Annotated in this window: 16 protein-coding genes; all 16 read right to left on the reverse strand. The window is 61.0% G+C overall.

Annotated features, from left to right (window positions below; all coding sequences use genetic code 11):
* Nucleotides 1-45 precede the first annotated feature (45 nt).
* Nucleotides 46-3,627: a glycosyltransferase gene (locus AB4N80_RS26370; protein ID WP_122569019.1), complete on the reverse strand. Its 3,582-nt coding sequence runs from the start codon at nucleotides 3,625-3,627 to the stop codon at nucleotides 46-48.
* A gap of 110 nt (nucleotides 3,628-3,737) precedes the next feature.
* Nucleotides 3,738-5,303 (reverse strand): flagellar hook-associated protein 3, encoded by a 1,566-nt coding sequence (locus AB4N80_RS26375; RefSeq protein WP_354336171.1) that lies wholly within the window; start codon nucleotides 5,301-5,303, stop codon nucleotides 3,738-3,740.
* Nucleotides 5,304-5,316: 13 nt separating this feature from the next.
* A complete protein-coding gene (flgK, locus tag AB4N80_RS26380; protein WP_122569021.1) occupies nucleotides 5,317-7,383 on the reverse strand; it encodes a flagellar hook-associated protein FlgK in 2,067 nt (688 codons plus the stop codon).
* A 10-nt stretch (nucleotides 7,384-7,393) separates the two neighbouring features.
* A complete protein-coding gene (gene flgJ, locus AB4N80_RS26385; RefSeq protein WP_122569022.1) occupies nucleotides 7,394-8,695 on the reverse strand; it encodes a flagellar assembly peptidoglycan hydrolase FlgJ in 1,302 nt (433 codons plus the stop codon).
* Nucleotides 8,696-8,705: 10 nt separating this feature from the next.
* A complete protein-coding gene (locus AB4N80_RS26390) occupies nucleotides 8,706-9,779 on the reverse strand; it encodes a flagellar basal body P-ring protein FlgI (protein WP_163006880.1) in 1,074 nt (357 codons plus the stop codon).
* A 42-nt stretch (nucleotides 9,780-9,821) separates the two neighbouring features.
* Nucleotides 9,822-10,517 carry a flagellar basal body L-ring protein FlgH gene (gene flgH / locus AB4N80_RS26395; protein WP_122569023.1) on the reverse strand — a complete coding sequence of 232 codons (696 nt, stop codon included), beginning with the start codon at nucleotides 10,515-10,517 and terminating at the stop codon, nucleotides 9,822-9,824.
* Nucleotides 10,518-10,589: 72 nt separating this feature from the next.
* Nucleotides 10,590-11,375, reverse strand: a complete 786-nt coding sequence (gene flgG, locus AB4N80_RS26400; RefSeq protein WP_053146447.1) for a flagellar basal-body rod protein FlgG — start codon at nucleotides 11,373-11,375, stop codon at nucleotides 10,590-10,592.
* Between the two features lie 49 nt (nucleotides 11,376-11,424).
* Nucleotides 11,425-12,162, reverse strand: a complete 738-nt coding sequence (locus AB4N80_RS26405; protein WP_122569024.1) for a flagellar basal body rod protein FlgF — start codon at nucleotides 12,160-12,162, stop codon at nucleotides 11,425-11,427.
* Between the two features lie 174 nt (nucleotides 12,163-12,336).
* The gene (gene rffA, locus AB4N80_RS26410; protein WP_122569025.1) at nucleotides 12,337-13,488 is read right to left on the reverse strand and encodes a dTDP-4-amino-4,6-dideoxygalactose transaminase; all 1,152 of its coding nucleotides are present in this window, start codon (nucleotides 13,486-13,488) and stop codon (nucleotides 12,337-12,339) included.
* A 51-nt stretch (nucleotides 13,489-13,539) separates the two neighbouring features.
* Complete coding sequence (locus tag AB4N80_RS26415; protein ID WP_122569026.1) at nucleotides 13,540-14,217, reverse strand: metallophosphoesterase family protein; 678 nt, start codon at nucleotides 14,215-14,217, stop codon at nucleotides 13,540-13,542.
* The gene (locus AB4N80_RS26420) at nucleotides 14,198-15,175 is read right to left on the reverse strand and encodes an ATP-grasp domain-containing protein (RefSeq protein WP_122569027.1); all 978 of its coding nucleotides are present in this window, start codon (nucleotides 15,173-15,175) and stop codon (nucleotides 14,198-14,200) included. Before AB4N80_RS26420 ends, AB4N80_RS26415 begins: the two co-directional genes overlap by 20 nt.
* Entirely contained in the window at nucleotides 15,172-16,020 is an 849-nt protein-coding gene (locus AB4N80_RS26425) for an NAD-dependent epimerase/dehydratase family protein (protein WP_122569028.1), read from the reverse strand. Before AB4N80_RS26425 ends, AB4N80_RS26420 begins: the two co-directional genes overlap by 4 nt.
* Complete coding sequence (locus AB4N80_RS26430; RefSeq protein WP_122569029.1) at nucleotides 16,017-16,745, reverse strand: class I SAM-dependent methyltransferase; 729 nt, start codon at nucleotides 16,743-16,745, stop codon at nucleotides 16,017-16,019. Before AB4N80_RS26430 ends, AB4N80_RS26425 begins: the two co-directional genes overlap by 4 nt.
* 44 nt (nucleotides 16,746-16,789) lie before the next feature.
* The gene (locus AB4N80_RS26435) at nucleotides 16,790-20,326 is read right to left on the reverse strand and encodes a glycosyltransferase (protein WP_460079641.1); all 3,537 of its coding nucleotides are present in this window, start codon (nucleotides 20,324-20,326) and stop codon (nucleotides 16,790-16,792) included.
* Between the two features lie 52 nt (nucleotides 20,327-20,378).
* Entirely contained in the window at nucleotides 20,379-21,059 is a 681-nt protein-coding gene (locus AB4N80_RS26440; RefSeq protein ID WP_460095668.1) for a WbqC family protein, read from the reverse strand.
* 150 nt (nucleotides 21,060-21,209) lie between these two features.
* The gene (locus tag AB4N80_RS26445) at nucleotides 21,210-22,763 is read right to left on the reverse strand and encodes a sigma-54-dependent transcriptional regulator (protein WP_122569032.1); all 1,554 of its coding nucleotides are present in this window, start codon (nucleotides 22,761-22,763) and stop codon (nucleotides 21,210-21,212) included.
* Between the last annotated feature and the right edge of the window lie 77 nt (nucleotides 22,764-22,840).

Consider the following 22,840-nt stretch of genomic DNA (forward strand, 5'->3'; position numbering starts at 1 on the left):
GGGTAGCCGCATCAACGACACCGGGAGTTTCAAGGTTGAAACTCATCAATCCGGTAGCCAACCATTGGCCCAGTACTGCAGGTTATCGCCGCGCAAGATAAAGTCGCGCAGCACCACTTCACGTAATTCGTCGCCCATCCGGTAGCTGGCAATCGGATCCGCCAGGTGCATACGGATTGCTTGCAGCCATTCTTCGGTGCTGTTGGTGAGGACCCGGGTACAAGGCAGGTGTCCCCGGTAAGCCTCGGTATCCGAACAAATCACCGGATAGCCACACGCACCGTACTCCAAGAGGCGAAGGTTGCTTTTGCAGTCGTTGAAAATATGAAATTCCAACGGTGCCAAGGCCAGGTCCAGATTCAGACTGGCCAGCTTCGCCGGGTAAGCCGCCAGGCTCACGCCCGGATGAAATTCATGGATATAGGGCTTGAGCAAATCCGGACACATGCCAAAGAAAACCCATTCGACTTCGTCAGCCAATTCCCGAACGACATCGGCGATGAGCTCCAGGTCGCCACGGTGGCTGGTGCCGCCGCCCCAACCGATACGTGGTTTGCTGGAAGTGGCACGCTGGCTTCTGAGCTGGTTCCACAGGCCGGCAGCCAGCATGTTCGGCACGACGCGGATGTCGTGGTGCATGCTGGACAACACGTCTGCCAGCGGATGGGTGGACACCACGACCCGATCACACAGGCCGATTCCTTTACGCAGCAGGTCCTCAAGGTTGTCCGGCATATTGCGGCGGTGTTCGTTTTTTTCCGGGACCCTGGCGATGTAGTCATCCAATTCATAGATGCGCATGGCGCTGGAGTAAGTCTTGACTTGAGTGATGTCCTTGAACTTACCCACGTTATAGCGACCCTGAAGGATGATCACATCCGGCGACTGGCGCTCGATGTCGATAATCGAAGGCGTGTCGTAGGCAACACGTCCTACGATGCGCCCCGCCGCTTCCAGTTCAAATAGCGGTTGGCTGACCCGATAATGCCCCACCGCCGAAGTATTGACCGCAAGCCCCAGAATCGAAGGGACGTTACGGGTAATCAACGGATTCCAGCCAGTGCGTGGTCCAGGCTCGAGACTGAAGCTCTTCCCGGTCAGCGTCAGGTTACGGTTGTAGGCAGGATCGTTGGCGATCCTGGGCAACCAGCGCTGATAGAATGCCTCCTGTTCGAGCTCCAACCGCTGCTTCCACGCCGGATCACGACTGGCTTCCACGCCGGACGCCAGTACGACATCACTGTAAGGCGTAGTGACAATCAGGTAACCGTTTTTTCCGACCTGCTGGCATAACTCCAAGGAATTGATGCGCTGTGTTGTGATCGATTCATCGAACCCACCGGCCTCCTCCAGAACCTGTTTGCGCACCAACAGGCAGTGATCGCCGACAGCGCTCCAGTTCTGCACCGTCTGCAAGCGTTGCATATAGCCGCCAGACGTGACCGATTCGTTGACGAAGGCCCTGCCCGCCAACCCACCCAGTCCCATGATCATGCCGGAGTCAATGACCCGGCCTTGCTGGTTGAGTGTGCGAGGCCCCACGATACCGACCTCGGGACGTTGCCCATGATTGAGCAATTCTTCCAGCCAGGCGGTTTCCAGCACAATGCAGTTGGGATTGAGCAACAACAGGTATTCGCCGCGGGCATGCTGTGCGGCGAAATTGCGGATCACCGCTTCGCTGGCGCTTCCCGGATGCAGAAATATTCGCAACTTCTCACTGCCCAGCTCCGCCATGGCCCGCAGCCAATGTTGTAGCTCGGCGTTCTCACTGGCGTTATCGACAATGATGATTTCGTAGTGTGGATACGCAGTCGTACTGATCAGGCTGTTGACGCAACGTTCCAGCGCGCTCAGGTCATCCTTGACGCTGATGACAATCGACACCAGGGGTCGCTCGGCGAACAGGTATTCGATGCGCGGAATCAACGCCAGCAGCGTCCCTGGGTGCAGCTGGTGCGGCACGCCAATACGCTGTAGATGAGCGCCGATCAGTTCGGCGTTTTGCTCGATGACTTTAGGCAAGGACAGCCATTGGGCAAACGAAAACGTCGACTCGACCTGGACTTCCGGAATGTGACCAACGACCTGCGGCCCATCCGTTTCCACCAGTCGCCAGATCAAGTCTTGGGGCGCCAATTCGCCCAGGCTCGAATCGAATCCACCCGAGGCCAAAAATCGGGCACGCTCGAACGCCAGTGTCCGACCCACATAGGGATAACCGCGCATCAGGTCGAGGTTGAAGTCGGGCTTGAAGATTGGCTCCACCGACTTGTCATCCACCAGCGCGCCTTCATCGCTGTAGAAACAGGCGACACCCGGCGAACTGACAATCCGGTCGGCCATGATCAGCAGCGCAGACTCGGTCAAGCGATCGCCGGCACGCAGCAGGTAGAACCAGTCGGCGCCGTCCAGTTGAGGCAGCAGCCCATTGAGCTGCTGCGCCCAGTCCGCTTGCAGGCCAAGGCGCAGGACATGGTTGTCCACTGCCTGGCGACCATTGGACAGCAACAGCACCGATTCGCAGGCATAGGCTTGGGCAGTGATACTCTGCAAGGTAACACTCAGCGCATAAGGATCGTCCTGCTCGTCAATGACGACGGGGACGATCCTCGGACGATAGGCCCAGCGAGCGATCTGCCGCGACAAGACTTGCTTGCGCAATGGACTGAAATGCCGACACGCCAACCACTGCACATAGAGGTCTGCGTAGCTTTCGATGTCCGTGCCGACTTGCGAGCCAATGACGCCCTGGCGAGTCGCAATGATCGAGTAGACGTTGATTTCTTCCCACTCGGGCGCCCCTGGCTCCTTGGGCTGGCCCAGTGTCTGGTAACGTACCCAGCCACTGGCAGGCGCCGGATCGCCACTCCGCTGGGCGAGCATTTCCTTGAGCCAGGTCAGCTCCACCGTGGCCGCTTCAAGCATCTTGGCCTGACGCGCCAGGCGCTCCGGATGCAACCGCTGGCCACTTCCCTCGGCGTAAAGCTGGACCAGATTACCCCGGCGCAACAGGCAGATGAACAAGGCAAAATCGAGGACAGCCTCGAAACCTTCACCGGGCCGCGCCAGCGCTGGCAGCAAGGCCTCGACATCGGTGCGGCGCATCAACGCGCCACTCAAACCGCCGAGAATATTACGGGTGGTTTTCTCAAAATACGCCAGCATGTCAGTGCCGTTGAACAACGCATCGAACTGCGTGATGCCGGTGTTTTCAACGCGGATCGGCAAGGCATAGTTGTCGGCATCGATTAAATGATGCTTGTTGATCACCAACGATACTTGCGCATGCTCCTGCAGGATGGCCGCCTGTTGACTGACGCAGAATGCCAGCAACTGGTCGTCGTCGCACAGGAACTTGATGAACTCGCCCCGGGATTCTTCGAGGCAGCGCAACAGGTTCTGCTGGAACCCCAGCCGGGTCGGGTTGCGCAGGTAACGCACAGCAATATTGGAGCTCTCGCCAAGTTCCTGGACAATCTGCTCGATGCCATCGGTGCGGCAATCGTCGCAGATGACAATTTCAAGGTTCTCGTAGGTCTGCTCGAGCGCGCTTTGCAAGGCGAGGCGGAAAAAGCGTGGGTGGTACGCGGGGATGGCAATGCTGACAAGAGGAGCTGATTTCACACGCGTGGCTCTCAACCGGTGGGCGCCAACTCAGGCGAGAGCAGGACGTCCTGAATCGTATAAAGGAACGGGTCAGGGACCGCTTATAACGTCACGATCCCTGCCCTGAATCACATTTTGTTGAACAATCCCAATTGAGCGATCTTGCTGAACGCCAACTGCGACGCTTGAAGCATAGTCTGCTGCAAGGTCAGGCGCGTCATCACTTCGGCCGGGTCGGAATCGCGAATCGCCGACTGGGTCTGCGAGTTGGCCAGGACAAAGCTCTGATTGGTATCGCGCTGGGTATCGAGCGACTGACCGCGACCACCGACCGAGCTCAATGCACTGGTCAAGTGGTCAGTACCACTGGCCAGGTTACCGATAGCCGAAGCCAGTGACGCATTCAGTTTCTGGATGGCGATGTTGTCGCCATCGGCCGGCGTGTTCAAAGCTGTGCGCAACTGATTTACGGTATCCAGGACGTTTTGCGTCTCATGGGTATTGACCGCGATGCTGAACTGATCGTTGGCGGCCGGGGCACCATTGAGCGTGAAACTCACGCCGGATGCGGTGGCGACGTTGCCCGCCAGGGTGCCGCTGGAAACCGGTTTGCTGTCAGCGGTCAGTGGCGCGGCGTACAGGTCGAAGTCCGTGGCACTGGTAAACTTCAGCACCGCCGTCCCCGTCGGGAAGCTGGCGTGGTAGGCCGTCGGATCGGTGATTGCGCTGCCGGTGATCTGGGTCGCGGTAGCGTTGCCCGGGCTGCGGGCCGGCGTGAACGAGTCGGGCTTGGCAGCCAGGGTGAACGTGTGGCCGGGCAACACCGTGCCGGCAACGTCGCCCGCATGAAGGTTGACGTTCAAGGTCAAGTCGACGCCGCGAAAGCTCACGGTCTGCCCGGCCTGCTTGTTAGGGTCGATGACACCGCCCTTGCTGGCTTCGGCGGTCACATCGTTACCGCCCGAGTCGGTGATTTTCAACTGGGTGCCGCTGACGAATTCCACCGTGTACGGCTCGCCACTGCGGAACTGGCTGTTGTAGGTCACGCTGGAGGACACTTGGCCGTTGGTCAACACGACGCGCCCATCGTCCACCGCTGGCGCGGTCATGGTGGCCTGGGTGCGACTGGTGTTGACGGCTTGCTGGAACACGTCCCAGCCGGTGCTGTTGGTGGCCATCGACATGGTGTCGCCGATCGGCAGGTCCAGGGTGACCTGGTCGCCGTTGTAGCTGTAGGTGCCGTCATCGTTGCGAGTGAACGGTACGACATCGCCTTTGGATCCGGCAAAAATGTATTTGCCGTTTTCATCCTTGGTGTTCATCAGGCTCAGCAATTGATCTTCGATCGATCCCAATTCCGAGGCAACCGCTTGACGGTCCGCGTCGGTGTAGGCGGCGTTACCGGCACTGACGGCCAATTCCTTGGCGCGCTGCAGTACGTTGCCGATGCTGGTCATGACCGCTTCGGTCGTGCCCAGGGTCGCCTTGATGGTGGTGACGTTGGCTTCATATTGGGACAGCATCGAAGCCTGGTTGCCCAGTTGCAGCAGGCGCGAAGCCCCCACCGGATCATCAGCGGCGGTGTTCACCCGCACCAGGCTGCTGGCTTCCTCGCTGGTCTTGACCACCTTGGCGAAGTTCTTCTGGTAGTTCGCAGCCGTGCTTTCGTAAAACTGAGAAGTGGAAATGCGCATGGGCTACGGCTCCTTAAAGACTGTTGATCAATGTGCTGAAGATTTGTTGCGCAGCCTTGATGATCTGCGAAGACGCGGTGTAGTACTGCTGGAACTTGACCAGGTTGCCGGTTTCTTCATCCAGGTCCACGCCCGACAGCGAATCGCGGGCGGTCTTGGCGTTGTTCAGGATCGCGCCAGTGGCGGCGCTGTCGAGCTTGCCCTGGGCGGCCTTGGCGCCGACGCCTTCCACCAGCTTACCGTAGGCATCGTTCAGGGAAATACCCTTGCTGCTGGAACCGGTGTCCACGGTCTTGGCGGTCTGCAAGCCGGCCAGGACCGTCCCGTTACGGTTGTCCAGGCTGCCCGGCTGGCTGAGGCTGATATTGATGCCTGCACCCTGGGACGGCGCGCCGGCGATGGACATGTCGAACGCGACGGTACGCTGCACCGGCGGTACGGACGAATCCAAGATCGGGTTGCCGCTGGCGTCCTTGAGCGGAACGCTCAGGCTCAGGGTGTTGCTCTGGCCAGGCTTGATCGTGCCGCTGCTGATCGTGCCGCCTTGAGCATCGAGCAACTGATAAGCCTGGCTGTTGCCATCGGCGGACGTCGCGCCGAACACCACCTTGACCGGCATCGAGTTCTTGATGCCGTTCTGGATGATGGTCGTGGTGGCGGCGTCGTAGATGTCCAGCTTGGTGGTCATGCTCGGCTGGCCGCTGGCCGGGATGGTCAGCGTGCCGCTGCCCCCAGGCGCGATGGCGGCGCCCAACGGCGCGGCAATCGCCAGCCGCTTGGAGTCGGTCATCTCGGTCTTGATGTTGGCCGCTGCGTTGCGGGTTGGCGTGAGCTTGAACGAGTCGCCGGCGGCCGCGGTGCCGTTGGCGAAGGTCATCGAGAAACCGTCGATCACCGGCGGCGGCGTGGTCGCGGTGTTGAACGCGCCCATCGAGGTGCCGTCGGGCAGGCGCTGGACGGTGTAGTCCGTGCCGCTGGTGAACGTCACCTTGTAGTCGTTGGTGGTCAGCTTGCCAGAGTCTGTGATGGCGATGTTGAAATTGCCGGAGCCGGCGCTGTTGTTCAACGACGCAACACTGCGCTGGCTGATCTGCGTGGCGCTGTTGATGTTAGCGAACAGGTTGGAACCGAAGGCTCCGTTCATGTCGATGCCCGAGGCCTGGACGCGGTTCATCTGGTCGGCGACCACCAGGGCTACGCGGCCCAGCTCGTTCATGGCCGGATCGAGCACGGTACTGCGGTAGCGCATCAGGCCACCGATCTCGCCGCCGGTGAGCACCTGGGTGAGGTCCATTGAGCTGGAACCACTGTTGAGCTGGATACCTATGCGCCCCGGATCGTTCTTGTCCGGCACCGCTTCCAGGGTATTGACGATGTTGCCCATCACCAACGGCTGGCCGGAGCCCAGGTAGATGTCCAGGCTGCTGCCGTTCTCGACAACCTGCGTGCCGGTGAAGGTCGAGAGCTGGCGAATGGTTTCGCTGCGGGCATCGAGCAGGTCGTTGGGGGCGCCGCCGGCGTTGGAGACTTCGGCGATTTTCTTGTTCAACTGCGCAACGGTGACCGCCAGGCTGTTGACCTGGTCGACCATGTTCGACAGGTTGCCGTTGATGTTCTGGCTCTGCTCCGTCAACTGGTTGGCAATCGAATTGAAACGGTTGCTCAGGGCCTGGGAATCGCTGAGCAGCAACTGCCGGGACGCATCGTCACCCGGCTTGGCGTTGACGTTCTGCACCGAGGCGAAAAACTTGGTCAGTGCGCCGTTGAGGCCGGTGCCGCTGTCCGACAGCAGGGAGTCAAGCGGAGTGATCTGCCCTTGATAGGCAGCCGCATCGCTGTTGAGCGACGTGGTGGTTTTCAGTTGTGCTTCAAGGAAGGCGTTATACACCCGGCGCACATCGGCCAGGGTCGTGCCGGAACCAATGAACACGTTGCCGTACTGGTTCGACGCCTTGGTGGTCTGCACGGTCTGCTGACGCGAATACCCTGCGGTATCGACGTTGGCGATGTTGTTACCCGTGGTCACCAGTGCGGTCTGGCTTGCGGACAGACCCGACATCCCGATATTGAGCAAACTCATGGTTCAGACCTTATAAAGTCGTGGTGGCGCCAGCCGAAGCGTAGTTTTGGTAACTCGTCATCTGCCGGGCTATGTTCGAAATCTTGCTGGCGTAGTTCGGGTCGGTGGCGTAACCGGCCTTCTGCAATTCGCGTACAAACTGTTCGGGTTTATCGGCCGACTTCAGCACATCTTGATAGCGACTGTTGCTTTGCAGCAGGTTGACCAAGTCATGAAAACTGTCGCGGTACGAGGCGTAGGAACGGAACTCGGCCGTCTCCTTGACCATCGCGCCATTGCGGAATTCGCTGGTGATCGCCCGCGCCGAATCGCCCTTCCAGTTGGCACTGGCCTTGATGCCAAACAGGTTGTGGCTGCTGCTGCCATCGGGCTGGCGCATCACTGATTTGCCCCAACCGGTTTCCAAGGCGGCCTGGGCCACCAGGTAGCGTGGATCGACACCGATGCGGTCGGCGGCTTCCTTGGCCATTGGCAGCATGGCGTTGACGAACTCATCGGCATCGCGGAAGGCTTTGCGCGCCGGGGCTAGCGGTGGCTGGGCCACGGCGCGACCATAGACCTGCATGTCCCCTTTCGGCTCGGAAGCCTTGAGTGCGGCCAGCCAGTCACCATTGGCCAGTTCGCCGGTGGTCGGCTTGACGGCGGCGATGGCGCGATCCGGCAGCAGGTTCTGCGCAGGCACATCGACATTGGTCGAGGTCGAAGGCACCAGCCCAGCGAGCAGGCGGTCAGCCAGTTTCGGCGGCAGGGCCAGGCGACGCTGGTTGAGCAGTTCCATGTCGTTGCGGTGGACGCCCTCGCCTTGCGGCGCGCTCACGGCCCGCGAGGCCCAGAGCGGACGCTGGCCATTGGTGCGTGACAACGGTCCGTCGGTAGGCAGGGTCCCGGCCGCCACCGGCGTCGGTACCGGCGCCTTGGCAACCTTATCCAAGGCCTCTTGTTGCTTGGCCGCCGACAACGTCGCCGCCTCACCGGGCGCCAGTGGCTTGTTCTTCGACATCTGGCGCAGCAGCACATCCGCCAAGCCGATACCACCGCCTTCGCGGGACATGGACACGGCCAACTGCTGGTCGTACATTTCCTGGTATTGCTTGGCTTCAGGCGTGTTCATCGGGTTGTCCTTGCCCAAGGCCTCGGTGGCCGAACGCATGGACTTGAGCATTTCGCCAAGGAACAGCGACTCGAATTCCTGCGCCACTTTACGCAGGTTGCCGTCGCTGTTCTTGTCGCCGACCTTGAGCTGGTTCAGGCGATTCAAGTCCGAGTAGGAACCCGAATCTCCGCTGATCAAAGCGCCCTTGCGCATATCCATGACTCGGCCCTCAAATCACGATCAGGTCGGCTTGCAACGCGCCGGCCTGCTTCAAGGCTTCGAGAATGGCCATCAAGTCGCCCGGCGCCGCGCCGACCTGGTTCACCGCCCGGACGATTTCATCCAGAGTCGTGCCCGGGCCGAACTTGAACATCGGCTTGGCTTCCTGTTCGGCATTGACTCGCGAACGCGGGACCACGGCGGTCTGACCGTTGGACAATGGCCCCGGCTGACTTACGATCGGGTCTTCGGTGATGGTCACGGTCAGGCTGCCGTGGGTCACCGCGGCCGGGGAAACCTTGACGTTCTGGCCGATCACGATGGTGCCGGTGCGCGAATTGATGATGACTTTCGCCACCGCCTGGCCCGGATCGACTTCGAGGTTTTCCAGGATCGACAGGTAGTCGACCCTCTGGCTCGGATCCAGGGGTGCGGTGACGCGGATCGAGCCACCGTCGATGGCCTGGGCCACGCCTGGGCCGAGCATGTCGTTGATCTTGTCGACGATGCGCTTGGCTGTGGTGAAGTCGGAACGGTTGAGGTTCAGCGTCAGGCTGTTGCCTTGATTGAAACCACTCGGCACCGCACGTTCCACCGACGCACCACCCGGGATGCGACCGGCCGACGGAACGTTGACGGTGATCTTCGAACCATCGCGCCCCTCGGCATCGAAACCGCCCACCACCAGGTTGCCCTGGGCGATGGCATAGACGTTGCCGTCGATACCCTTGAGCGGTGTCAGCAGCAAGGTGCCGCCGCGCAGGCTCTTGGAGTTACCGATGGACGAGACAGTGATATCCACCTGCTGGCCAGGCTTGGCGAACGCCGGCAGGTCGGCACTGATCGACACCGCTGCGACGTTCTTCAACTGCACGTTGCCGGAACCGGCCGGCACCTTGATGCCGAACTGCGACAACATGTTGTTGAAGGTCTGCAGGGTGAACGGGGTCTGGGTGGTCTGGTCACCGGTGCCGTTGAGGCCCACGACCAGGCCGTAGCCGATCAACTGGTTGGAGCGCACGCCGGAAATGCTGGCGATGTCCTTCAGGCGCTCGGCCTGAGCGGCAAAGGCTGCGGACATCATCAGGGCACCGATCAACAGCTGCTTAAGATTCAACTGGGCCACCTAGAAAGGGAACTTCGGGCTGAGGAAGAAACGGTCGAACCAGCCTGGCTGACTCGCATCGGCAAAGGCACCGGTGCCCGAATAGGTGATGCGCGCATCGGCCACACGGGTGGACGAAACGGTGTTGTCAGTGGCGATGTCGTCAGCGCGAACCATGCCGGCGATGCGCACCAGTTCGTCACCGGTGTTGAGGGTCAGCCACTTCTCGCCGCGCACGACGATGATGCCGTTGGGCAGCACATCGGCGACGGTCACGGTAATCGAACCGGTCAGGCTGTTGCTCTGGCCGGACTTGCTGTCGCCCTTGGTGGCCCGGTCGGAGCCATAGCCGGCGTTGAGGCTCAGGTCACCGCCACCGATCGGGTTGTTGGTGGTCAGGCTGGAGCCGAACAACGACGTCAGGCCGACGCTGGTCTGGCTGGTCTTGTCCATTTGCGAATTGGCGTTCTTGCTGGCCTGGGTCCGCTCGTTCAGGGTGATGGTGATGATGTCACCGACCCGGAAAGCCTTGCGGTCGCTGTACAGGTTCTGCTCGAAGCCGGCCTGGTAGATCGAGCCATTGTTGGCGGCAGCCGGCAACGGCGTGCGCGGCAACACCGGAGCGTAATACGGGTCATTGGGCCTGGGTGTCGGGGCGACACAGCCCGCGAGTGCGGTGATCCCACTCAGTGCCAGAACAGATACGAAGCGTTTCATGACCCTACCTCTTGGTGTTGCAGGCGACCCTGGGGCCGCCCTGTCTACGTGATGACGGACGTTGCGACGTGATTACAGATTCTGCGTAACGAACGAGAGCATCTGGTCGGCGGTGGAGATCACCTTGGAGTTCATCTCGTAGGCGCGCTGGGTGGTGATCATGTTGACCATCTCCTCAACGGTGCTCACGTTGGAGGTTTCCAGGGTGTTCTGCAGCGTGGTGCCGAAACCGTTCAGGCCTGGGGTGCCGACTTGCGGCGCGCCACTGGCGGCGGTTTCCAGGAACAGGTTGTTGCCCACCGCTTGCAGGCCGGCCGGGTTGATGAAGTCGGCGGTCTGCAGGTTGCCGATCACCTGGGCGGCCGGGTTGCCCGCCACGGTGATGGACACGGTGCCGTCACGGCCCACGGTAAAGGTCTGGGCATCGTTCGGAATGATGATCGCCGGCTCCAGGGCGAAACCGCTGGCGTTGACGATCTGGCCGTTGGAGTCGAGGTGGAACGTACCGTCGCGGGTGTAGGACGTGGTGCCGTCCGGCTGCAGGATCTGGAAGAAACCGCGACCGTCGATGGCCATGTCCAGCGGTTGCTCGGTGGTCTGCAGGCTACCGGCGTTGAAGTTTTTCTGGGTGCCGACAATGCGTACACCGGTACCCACTTGCAGGCCCGACGGCAGTTCGCTGTCCTGGGTCGACTGGGCGCCAGGTTGGCGTTTTACCTGATACAGCAGGTCCTGGAACTCGGCGCGATCACGTTTGAAACCCGTGGTCGAAACGTTCGCCAAGTTGTTGGAAATGGTCGTCAGGTTGGTGTCCTGGGCGGACAGACCTGTTTTGGCAACCCATAGAGCCGGAAGCATTCGATTCTCCTCGTACGCCTGTTTTTCGGCGCAGCGCTGTAATTAATAGTTAGATCTGCAAGACCCGAGCCATGGCTTCATCGCCTTCTTTGGCGGTGTTCATCATCTTGACGTGGAGCTCGAACTGCTTGGCCAGGGCCAGCACCGAAGTCATTTCATCCACGGCGTTGACGTTGCTCGCCTCCTGGAAACCCGATACCAACTGCACGTTGGCATCGATGGGCGCCGGCTGGCCGTCCTTGGTACGGATCGTGCCGTCCAGGGTCTTGGTCATGTTCTTGAGGTCCGGGTTGACCAGCTTGATGCGGTCGACTTCAGCCATCACCCGCGGGCCTTCACCCATGGCGCGAATGCTGATGGTGCCGTCCTGGCCGATTTCGATTTTCTGCTCCGGCGGCACAGCGATCGGACCGCCGTTGCCCATCACCGGCATGCCGTTGCCGGCCCGCAGCACGCCCAGGGCGTCAACATTGAGACTGCCGGTGCGCACGTAGCTTTCACCGCCGTCAGGATTCTGCACCGCCATCCAGCCCGGCCCGCTCACCGCCACGTCGAGGTCGCGACCGGTTTGAACCAGCGCACCCGGGGTGAAGTCCGTGGCAGGCCGTTCGGACAAGGCAAACGCCCGCGCCGGAAAGCTGTCGCCGAACACCGGCATCGAGCGCGCCTGCTCCAGGTCTTTCTGAAAGCCATTGGTGGAAATGTTCGCCAGGTTGTTGGCATGGGCCCGCTGCGCCAGTGCGTTCTGGCTGGCGCCGGTCATTGCCACATAAAGGTACTTGTCCACTGTCGTTCCTCTGCATGCCGGACGTTTGCCGCCCACTGCTGTGTTGCACAGCCTTAAGCAATTTGCAGACCAACTTTTTTCTGGCGGGCCCAGGCCCTTGAAACAAAGGGCTCTGGGGATTAGGAGGGCAGTGCCGAGTTGTATCGAAGACGAAAAACCGGCGGTGTCATGCCGCTAAGTGGCAAGGGCTGCCAAAGCACTGCCGAGCACATCGACCACGCGGTCTTGTTGATCCTTGGATAGACCGAGCCACATCGGCAAACGCAGCAGCCGCTCGGAATAACCGTCGGTAATTTCCATTGAGCCATGAACACGCCCATAGCGCGCGCCGCCGGGGGATGAATGCAGCGGCACGTAATGGAACACCGCATAGATCGCGTGGCTCTTGAGCGTCTCGAGGACAACCTGGCGCTCCACGCCAGGGGCGAGGAGTACGTAATACATGTGCGCATTGTGCTGGCAATGTTCAGGAACGATCGGACGACGCAGCAACCCTTGCTGCTCAAGCCCCGCCAAAGCGGCATGGTAGTGGTCCCAGACCGCCAGGCGGCGGCTGGTGATGGCTTGCGCCTCTTCCAACTGGGCCCAAAGGAAGGCTGCCGTCATTTCTCCGGGCAGAAAGGAGGATCCCACCTCTTGCCAAGTGTATTTGTCCACCTCGCCCCTGAAGAATCGACTGCGATCGGTGCCTTTTTCCCGAATGATCTCGGCGCGCAGTGCCATGGCAGGCTCATTGGCCAGCAACGCCCCGCCCTCCCCCGAGATCACGTTCTTGGTTTCGTGAAAACTGAATGCGCCAAGGTCGCCAATACTGCCCAAGGCTCGGCCCTTGTAGGTTGACATCACCCCTTGCGCGGCGTCCTCGACCACCGCCAGCCCATGCTTGCGCGCAATAGCCAGGATAGTGTCCATTTCGCAGGCCACGCCGGCGTAATGGACGGGCACGATCGCCTTGGTCCGTGACGTGATCGCCGCCTCGATCAGGCGCTCGTCCAGGTTCAGGGTATCAGGACGTACATCGACGAAAACCGGCACCGCGCCGCGCAACACAAAGGCGTTGGCCGTGGAAACGAAGGTATAGGAAGGCAGGATGATTTCGTCGCCAGGCTGGATGTCCAGCAGCAGAGCGGCCATTTCCAGCGCAGCGGTACAGGAGTGAGTGAGCAATGCCTTGTTGCACCCCGTGTGGGACTCCAGCCAGCGGTGGCACTGCTTGGTGAACGGGCCATCACCGGCGAGCATGTTGCCGAACTTGGCCTGGGCAATGTAATCCAGTTCCTTGCCAGTCATATACGGGCGATTGAAGAGTATCGTTTCTTTGCTCATTGCAAACTTCCCAGGGGAGGCATGGTCATGGGTGGCGCACAGCACAAAACTTCAAACCGCACTGATCCGCCCGCCTATCTGACTGCCGATATCAAGATTTTCATAAAAGTACGGGGTAAACCCGGCGTTCTTCATGGCCTGTTGGGTTTCACCAATCGCGTATGCAACCCGGTGCAGATTGAAGGTTTCACCGTCCCAGGTCGCAAAGCCTGCCCGGGGATCGCCATCACGTGGCTGGCCGACGGAACCGGGGTTGCAATAGACCTTGTCCTCCCCGCTCCACAAGTACTGGACGTGGGTATGGCCTGAGGCGAAATAGCGGCCAGGCAACGGCGCGAAATACGCTTGCGAGGGTCGTACGTATTCGTCCAGCGGATCGTTCCAGCCGCCATGGACGATGCTTAATTCATGCAGGGTCGAGCGCTCCGGGAGCGATCCCAGCCAGGCCAGATTCTGCGAAGTGATGACGCCCTGTTGATAATCCAGGCAGGCATTGGCGCTATTGGAACGAGGGCAGCGCTCATTCTTCGCCAGGTACCAATCATGATTGCCCATCACGGAGAAAATGTTTCGTTCGCGCAGGGCCTCGCAACACTCATTGACCTGGCTGTAATAACCCGCCGTGTCACCCAGGCAGATAATCCGCGAGACACCCAGCTCATCCAGCTTGGCAAGCACTGTCCGCAAGGCGCTGTAATTGCCATGTACGTCAGAAATGATCCCGATCATAGACAATGAAATCCTCTATATAACGAACGGCGAAACCACTGCGGATGATCGGCTGGCCCGATGTCTTGCCATCGAGGTAAAAATCCAGGCACATGGCCGCCTCGTTGTAGCCGAATGCGCGTCGTATCGAACTGGTCGAAGATATTCGCGGATTGATCTCCAGCAGGCTCCAGGAGGCATCGCTGCCACGACGGAATTGCAAGTTGGTCGGGCCCACCGGTTTGAAGGCGCGGCACAACCTGGCGACTGTTTTATCCAGCGAATCGTCCTGATATACCCAGGCCTTGGCGGTTGACCCGTCCGACGCCAACTTGCGCTGGAAGCTGATGATCGGACCGGTGTCTCCCCGGCCATCGCCAAACGCCGCCACGGTGAATTCGTCGGCCGCGCTGCCAATGATGGGTTGCGCCATGAGGTAGTCACCGAGCAGGGCCGCGTGAGGCGTGAAGTCGCGCTCCTCGCGAACCCAGACCAGCCCTTTGGAGGCGTAGCTTCGGCGCGGCTTGAGCAGGAACGGCAGGCCCAAGGCCGCCTTGAGCGCGTGAAAATCCCCCGACAGCAGACTGGGAATACGGCTGGCATCTCCCAGCGCCACCAGCGCCTGGTCCATGGCCCACTTGTCTTTGGAAAGATCAATCAAGCGCTGGTTGTTGAGCACAACCTGACAATCGAACGTCGCCAACAACGCTCGGTTATCCGACAGCCAATGGACATCCTGCTCGATCCCGGGAATCAGCAGGTCGACCTCGTGCCTGGCCAGCGTATCGCCCAGCCACTGGGCGTACCCCGCGTCAGCGGTCAAAGGAGCCTGCACGAATACATCGCACCAGCCGCGACCGACGGCGTCGTCGTAGATATCGGTGCCGACCAGCCGAACAGAAGGGTCCGCCGCACGCAGCGACTTGAGCAGGCCGTAACCCATGATGGCGCCGACGCCTGTCACCATGACAGTCTTCATGACAGGCTCTCCCGGTGCGCTCTCATCCGCTCAAAACCCTGGCGAACATCGATTCGCGGGACGAAACCTATTTGCTCGTACAAATCATGCCCACAGTCAAAGGGAGGCAAATCTGGAATATCGTTCTTTTCCGGCAGGAAGCGGACGTCCGACGGCTTGCCAAACGCCTCGAACGCGGCCCGGGCAATCTCGGAAAGACGGGGGCTGTCAGGGTGGCCGCAGTTGTACAAGCCCGTAACCCCCTGCTCTGCCAGCCGCGCGCAGACCTCGGCAAGGTCACTCAAATGCAAGTAGTTGCGCCTGGCGTCGTTGCTGCCATACAGCTCGACGGTGCGCCCCACCTGCGCCTTGTCGGCAATGGCATACAGCAACGGTTGGTGAGGCCGGCACTGCTCGCCGTCATCGTAGACCTGACTGATGCGCAGGACCGTCAACGCCATGCCGCGCTCCTGGCAATACAGGCTCGCCACTTCCTCGCCATGGCGCTTGGACAGCGAGTAGATGCCAAAGTAAGGATCCGTCGCCTGGTGACTGGCCCAACGCGACGACAGCAGAATGAAATGACGCGCCCCGCAATGTTCGGCCAGGCGGCAGGCCGCCAATGTACCGACACTGTTGACCCGTTCGGCGCGAATCAGATCATCTGGCTGGCCGCCGCCAAAATCGGCCGCTGCCAACACGACCACGTCGAAGCGCTCGTCGCAGGCGCCGGGCAACTGGCTATTCAAGTCAAAGGCAATATCAGCGTCCCGGCGCCCCGCCAATTTGACTTGGCCATAGCGCGACAACTCCCGGGCGACGGCCTTGCCAATGACTGAAGTACTTCCTATGACCAGGCTTTTCATGACGAGGTGACTGTCGCTTCCAGCATCATTGCACAACACAGCTCTGGATAATCGACGCCTACGGTGCACATGGCTTGAATGATGTCCGGACTCAAGTTCAAGTCTTTCAATTGCCCGGTGGTGAAGGGTTTGAGGAACACGCCTTCCTTGCGCACTACCTGGAGGCCCGCGGCTTCAATTTCAGCGGTCAGGGTCTGTAGCGAGTAGCTGCGCATATGGCCCAACTCCAGATCGCCACTGCCCAGCGCCGTCATGTCGCCAAGCAGTCCGGCCGCATGACCGAACCGCCGATGCAGGGATTCGCCATTGGGAACCAGCACGAAGCAACGACCGCCCGGAGCAAGGAAGCGCTTGAACCTTTGCAGTACGGTCTGTGGATCATCGACATGTTCAAGGATAAAACCCATCACGATGAGATCGAAACGCTTGTCGGTGTCGAATGTCTCGAAATAACTTTCGACGATCTCGGCCGTATTGTCCGGGTATTGGGACTTGAACTGGGCGATCACCGATGCGGAGCCGTCGATGACTGTGTGCTCGCTGAAGAACTGCGAGAAGCGGTGGGTGCTGAAGCCATGGCCAACACCAAGCTCCAGCAGGCTCTGCTCCTTGGTGCACAGCGCCATGATGCGTTGGGGATACCAATTGAGAATGATGTTGTTGTCAAACGCGTAGCCAAAGCTGTCGCTGTAGGCTGCGATGAAGGTATCGAGATCGTTGCTCATGTCACAGGTTCTCCGCTGAGCGACCAAGGTCATATTAGTAGGGATCAATCGGCCAACCAGGCTCGTCGCCAGGCGTCCAGGCGCTCGCCTTCGAGCAGCCATTGCGCCCGCACCGTCGACTGCAAGGCGTCCCCCAGCGTCGCGGAAGCCTCACGGTCTTCCAGGTGCAAGCGAATCGCCCGGATCCAGTCTCGCGCCTCGTTACTGACCCGGGACAACGGCAATACCTCGCCGCCGACAAAACCCGGCACCCGGCTGCAAATGACCGGATGGCCGCACGCGGCATGCTGCAGGACACGCAGGTCACCCGAGCAGGCATTACCCAGGGTTTCAGCCATGGGTACCAATGCAAGATCCAGATTCAAGGCTGCCATGGCCCCAGCCAACTGCTGCTGCGCGACAGCTGGATGGAGTTCCTTCAGGAAAGGCTGCAGTGACGCGGGGCAGTCGCCCAGCACCACCCAGTCCACTTCGCCAGCGAACGCGGGCAGCACGTCCGCCAGCAGTTGAGTATCCTTGCCGCCCAGCCAACCCAGGCGCGGCTTGGGCCCCATGCCTCGCTTGCTTTGTACACGCCCCCAGGCGGCCGGCAGCAGGGTTTCCAGCACGCGGATGTCGTCATGCTGGCCCTGCAACAGTTCGGCCAGCGCTGGCGTGGGGACCAGCACCCGATCGGCTTGCAGCATGCCGAACCGCAGCCGTTCCAACAGTTCATCGGCAGCGTAATCGCCCTTCAATTCCATCTGCGGCAAGTAGCCGTCCAGTTCGTAGACGGTGAAGGCCTTGGAAAACGCCCTCAGGCGGCTCAGGGCGAGCAGCCCGGCGTCATCCAGGGGGCGCTGCAACACGACGGTCGTCGGCGCCAGGCGCTCGATCTCCACCGGCGACAGCAGGCTCGAAACCGCCGCGCCTTCGATTTGCCCCGCGTCAAGCAACGTGCTGAACGGCTGGACCAGTCGCGAATAAGCACCCGCCCGCTGCTCGGTGACAAAAACCAGCACCCTTGGCACGCTGCCTTGCAGGGGATACCAGCACAGGTCCTTGTTTTCCCGGACAAAACCTTCGCCGGCGCGCAGCGAAAGGTTGGCATTGTAGGCCGGGTCGCGGGCCAACTGCGGCAACCAGCGCGCGAACAAGGCATCCTCCTGCTCGCTACTTGCACGGGCATCTGCCGCCGGGTTGACCAACAGCCGCGCGTGAGGCGTCCAGACGTTCAGGTAACCGGCCTGCTGCAGCTTCAGGCACAGGTCGAGATCGGTCCAGGGCGCCAGCAGCGGATCGGTGTCGAAACCATCGGCCTCGAGAAACAGGTCCCGCCGCAGCATCAGGCATTCACCGCCCACTGCGGAGCAGTTCTGCTCAAGCCCAAGCCGCCCCATGTAACCTGCGGCCTGGGATGGCAGGCCCTCAAACGCCCGACCGACAACGCCGCCCTGTCCCAACACCAGGCCCGCTTGTCGTATGCGGCCTTGGCTATCCTGCAATTTGCCTCCCACGGCGCCCACTTCCGGACGCTGAGCGTGATTGAGCAACGCTTGCAGCCACCCAGGCTCAAGCACAACGCTTTGCGCATCGAGCCAGAGCAGATACTCGCCGCGCGCCTCTTGAGCCGCCGCATTGCACATGGCCGCACGCGACTGCCCGGGCATGAACCGCAGCACCTGGAACCGGCCTTCGCCCATTTCCTCGACCAGCCCCAGCCACTCCAGCAATGCAGGCTCGTCGTTGCCCGGCTCAACCAGCAAGACCTCGAAGTCCACCGCGCGGGTCTGCGTCAGCAGGCTTTCCAGGCAACGCTGGAAATTCGCCAACTGTCCTTCCAGGTAAATCAGAATACTGACCGAGGCCTGCCGCTCGTGGCCGTAGTCGATACGATAGCGGCCCGGCTCCAACGCAATCGCTCGCGCCTGAGCGTAACCACGCGCTTGCAGATGCGCATCGATGACCGCACGCTCGTCCGCGCACTCCGACTGCCGCACCTCATTGGCGATCAACAGGGGTTCGTTGACATGACCGACGCTCGCCGCGCCCTGCTCGCTGATCAAGCGCAGTTGGTAGGCCAATTCAAAAGCCTCACCGCAGGCATTATCAAAACCGCTCAAGCGCACCAGCGCCTCACGACGGTACAGCCAGTGACGGGAATGGCTGGCCGGAAACGCCAACAACAAATCCAGGTTCAGATCGGGTCGCAACGAGAGGTCGATCACACCGCCCGTACGCTGCGCCTCGTCGGCGTACACCGCCAGGCACCCGTCAGGCGCATCAAGCAGATTCAGAGCCGTCACCAGCAACCCTGCGGCGATGAACTCCTCCCCCGCCTCCACCAGCATGAACCAATCGCTCTGGACGCCCTCGAGCAAGCCATTGATCGCGGTTGCCGGTTGCTTGGGATCGCACGCCAGCCAATGAACGTTGGCACGCCCCGGGTCAGTGGCCCCCATCACACACACATGGATGCGCTGGTATAACTGTCGATCCAGGCTGTCCAGGGTATGAGCCAGCGCCAACTGATTGCCGTCATCGCGGACCAGGACAGTGAAACTGGGTGCAGCCGAGCTCGCCAACTGCTCGTTGATCTGACGCAATTGCTGCGCCGTCGGGTAACGTTGGCGTAACCAGTCGAGCGCCCCCAGACGATTTCCAACCGCCTCTCGAGCGGCAGACGCCTGGGTTTTTGCAATGAACACGTCCAGCTGCTGCCAGAAAGACGCGGTGCGTTCGACGTAACGATGCAAGGCATCACCGAGGCTTGCCCGCGCCTGTTCCAACGGGTTGGGCTGATCGAGCATGGCAAAGCCGACGCTGCCGAAGAAACTATTGTCGAGCAGTGGCTGGTCGACGCCATGCCCCGGAATGAAGATCACCGGGCAGCCACACAGCACTGCCATGACGCAGGTCATTGACCACTCGTAGCTGTACATCACTTCCGCACTGCGCAGCAGCTCGGCCAGCTCAGGCAAGGACAAGGGATTGGCCATGCTCAGCAGGCGGACATCCGCTGGCAGTAGCGAGTAGTCGATCTGGTCCAACGGGTGGCGGTTCTGGTAGAGATAGCTCCCTTTACGCACAGCTGCGGCGCCCACCGTCGAGAACATTTCGATATCGATCGCCGGCAGGCACAACAGGTCACCGTCAAGGTCACCACGATGCTCGGCGAGCCGGGCGGCGTAATAGAAAAACAGGTCGGTGGGCGCGGCGTTCATGCCATTTCCCGTGAGGAACCCCTCGAAATTCAGGAGAAAACGCGCCACGACCGAACAGTTGAGCGGATTGCCTGGGAACACCTCGGGATAAACCGCGATCGGCACCTTGCCCGCCGCCGCATGGCGCTGTTTGATTGCGGAATCGATCACGGGTGTCTTGAGGTCTGGATTGACCACTTCGGTACCGCAGATGTAGGCCTCACGACCACTGAGATTGAGCATGTGGCAGAGGTAGTGCAGCGAGACGACGCCCGACGACGACTCACGGTAGGCCGGCGCCAGGAAGTAGTACGGATGCTCGGGTTTGGCATACATCAGCCGCAGACGCGCCAGCGCCTGTTCAAGCGAATGAGCGTCCAGCTGCGCAAGGTTCGACATCGGGTGCAATCTCCAGAATCAAATCAAAAAGGGTGTCACTGGCAAGGCCCGCTCAGGCAGCCCTTTTCTCCAGAAAAGCCGATGCATCCGCGCCGGTGTTGAACAACAGGTCGATGACGCTGACCGCGTGCTGGAACTCGCCATACACCTGCGGGTACTCGGGATAACCGGCATAGCTCATGTACGACACGGCGATCCCGTTGGCGGCGAACGCCGCTTCGTCGAGATAGTGACTGGCGGCGGGTCCAGAGAGGTATTCGTTGGCCCCGAGAGCCTGGCAGAGATGGATCAGGCGTTCGTTCTTGCCCTCTACGCCACCCAGGTCCTCGGAACGGTGAAGCGGTGTATGGATGCCCAGCAGGGGGCACAAGCCGGCGATGAACAGGTGGTTGATGCGAGTCAGGTGGGTGAGGTCGGCTGCCTGCTCGTAGAGCGCGCGAATCGGCGCCTCCATCTGGGCGAAGCACGGTGCGCGCCGGTAGCTCTGCTCAATCGTCTTCCAGTGCGCGGCGGCCCAATCCGCACTGGTGATCTGGACTTCATTGATCAACTGTCCGAGACGGCCCTTCTTCTTGACCGGAATACTGAGCCAATGCTCACCCTGGGCAGTCTTGATCTTGTTGCGGTTGCGCCAGTCACTCCGGGTGTACTGGACATCGTCGTACAGGATGAACGCATCGACGCTGCGGATCAGATCGAAATACCCCTTCCAAGGGATGTAGTTCGACTGCACCACAGCTATTTTTTTTGCATCCTGAGCCTCACGTACGCAGCCGAAACCGGGCCTCAGCCCTGTCAAAAAATCGCCACCTACTCTGAATAAGCGGGGGACAGCCACGATCTAGCAAATCCCATACCAGGGAAAAAACGCCCCCGCCAAGGCTCAGTCCTTGCCCACCTCATATTCACGCAACTTGTTGGCGATGGTCGTATGGGAAACCCCCAGCCGCTTGCCCAGTTGCCGGCTGCTGGGATGATCGGCGTACAGGCGCTCCAGCACGGCTTTCTCGAAGCGTCCGACGATCTCGTCCAACCCGCCCTCGAGGGAAAAATCGCCAAGGGGTTGGCGCACACCGTAGTCCGGCAAACGAATATGCTCGGCCTTCACCGTGCCGCCATCGCACAGGGAAACGGCCTGGAACAGCACGTTTTCCAACTGCCGGACATTGCCTGGCCAGTGGTAGTGACTCAGACGCTCCATCGCCGCCGGGGCCAGCTTGGGCAGCGCACAGCCGATCTGGCGGCTGGCCTGGTCGAGGAAGTGCTCCACCAGCGGCGCCAGGCCATCGAGGCATTCGCGCAGGGGTGGGATGTGCAACGAAAGCACGTTCAAGCGATGGTACAAATCCTGACGGAATTCGCCCCGGGCGCAGAGTTCGGACAAATCGACCTGGGTGGCGCAGATCACCCGGACATCCAGGTACACCTCTTCATCGCTGCCAACGCGCCGGAAGCAACCGTCCTGCAGGAAGCGCAGCAATTTCACTTGCAGGCGCGGGCTCATTTCTCCTACCCCGTCGAGGAACAGCGTGCCGCCGGCGGTCAACTCCAGCAGGCCGAGCTTGCCTTCGGCCCGTGCGCCTTCAAAGGCACCGGGGCCGTAGCCGAACAATTCGGTCTCGGCCATGGACTCCGGCAGCCCGGCACAGTTGAGGGCCATCAACGGCGATTGCCCGCGCGGACTGGCCAGGTGACAGGCACGCGCCAGCAGTTCCTTGCCGGTGCCGGTTTCGCCTTCTATCAATAGCGGCGCGTCCAGCGGTGCCATGCGCCGGGCCTCACGCACCACCGCCGCCATCACCTTCGAGCTCTGGAAAATACTGTCGAAGCCGCGCAGCTCCTGCTTGCGCACGTTGTAGATCCGCTCGCCGACCCGGTCGGCCCGGTGCAGGGTCAGCACCGCACCGGCCATGGCTTCGCTGTCGTCGTGTTCCGATTGCAGTGGCGCGATGTCGGCCAGGAACACATCGCCCTTGACCTTGACCCGCAGGCCGTTGATGCGCGACTGGTTGGCGCGCACCAGTTCCGGCAAGTCGAAATCCTCGGCGTAGCGGGACAGGGGAATCCCCGGCACCTCATCGACACGCACCCCGAGCAACTGCGCCGCCGCCCGGTTGGCCGCGACGATGGAGCCACCCATGTCGATGGACAGCACTGGGAACTCCAGGGCGCCGAGCAAGGCGTTGAGTTCCATGTGCCGACGCTCGCTGGGCATCAGGCCTACGCGCTTGACGCCAAATACCCCGGCGATGCCTTCGAATTTCGGACGCAACGCCTGGAACTGGATGTTGATCAGGTTCGGGCAGTGCAAGTAGATCGCATTGCCATGCTCACCACCGACCTCCCCCCGGGCGACGTTGATGCCGTACTCCACCAACAGGTTGAGGATGTCTCGCAGGATACCGATGCGGTTCTGGCAATGGACTTTGATGCGCATGAAAAGGCCCGGGTGCGTATTGAGATGGAAAGGCGCGCCATCAAGCTCCCTCACCACAAGGTTTTCTGCATGGCAGC

This window comes from Pseudomonas sp. H3_A02, from assembly GCF_054671965.1.

Excerpts from the sequence above, each read along its gene's own strand:
- AB4N80_RS26375 (WP_354336171.1), bottom strand. The coding sequence starts at position 5,303 with ATGCGCATTTCCACTTCTCAGTTTTACGAAAGCACGGCTGCGAACTAC.
- flgK (WP_122569021.1), bottom strand. The coding sequence starts at position 7,383 with ATGAGTTTGCTCAATATCGGGATGTCGGGTCTGTCCGCAAGCCAGACC.
- flgJ (WP_122569022.1), bottom strand. The coding sequence starts at position 8,695 with ATGGATATGCGCAAGGGCGCTTTGATCAGCGGAGATTCGGGTTCCTAC.
- AB4N80_RS26390 (WP_163006880.1), bottom strand. The coding sequence starts at position 9,779 with ATGATGTCCGCAGCCTTTGCCGCTCAGGCCGAGCGCCTGAAGGACATC.
- flgH (WP_122569023.1), bottom strand. The coding sequence starts at position 10,517 with ATGAAACGCTTCGTATCTGTTCTGGCACTGAGTGGGATCACCGCACTC.
- flgG (WP_053146447.1), bottom strand. The coding sequence starts at position 11,375 with ATGCTTCCGGCTCTATGGGTTGCCAAAACAGGTCTGTCCGCCCAGGAC.
- rffA (WP_122569025.1), bottom strand. The coding sequence starts at position 13,488 with ATGAGCAAAGAAACGATACTCTTCAATCGCCCGTATATGACTGGCAAG.
- AB4N80_RS26415 (WP_122569026.1), bottom strand. The coding sequence starts at position 14,217 with ATGATCGGGATCATTTCTGACGTACATGGCAATTACAGCGCCTTGCGG.
- AB4N80_RS26420 (WP_122569027.1), bottom strand. The coding sequence starts at position 15,175 with ATGAAGACTGTCATGGTGACAGGCGTCGGCGCCATCATGGGTTACGGC.
- AB4N80_RS26425 (WP_122569028.1), bottom strand. The coding sequence starts at position 16,020 with ATGAAAAGCCTGGTCATAGGAAGTACTTCAGTCATTGGCAAGGCCGTC.
- AB4N80_RS26430 (WP_122569029.1), bottom strand. The coding sequence starts at position 16,745 with ATGAGCAACGATCTCGATACCTTCATCGCAGCCTACAGCGACAGCTTT.
- AB4N80_RS26435 (WP_460079641.1), bottom strand. The coding sequence starts at position 20,326 with ATGTCGAACCTTGCGCAGCTGGACGCTCATTCGCTTGAACAGGCGCTG.
- AB4N80_RS26445 (WP_122569032.1), bottom strand. The coding sequence starts at position 22,763 with ATGCGCATCAAAGTCCATTGCCAGAACCGCATCGGTATCCTGCGAGAC.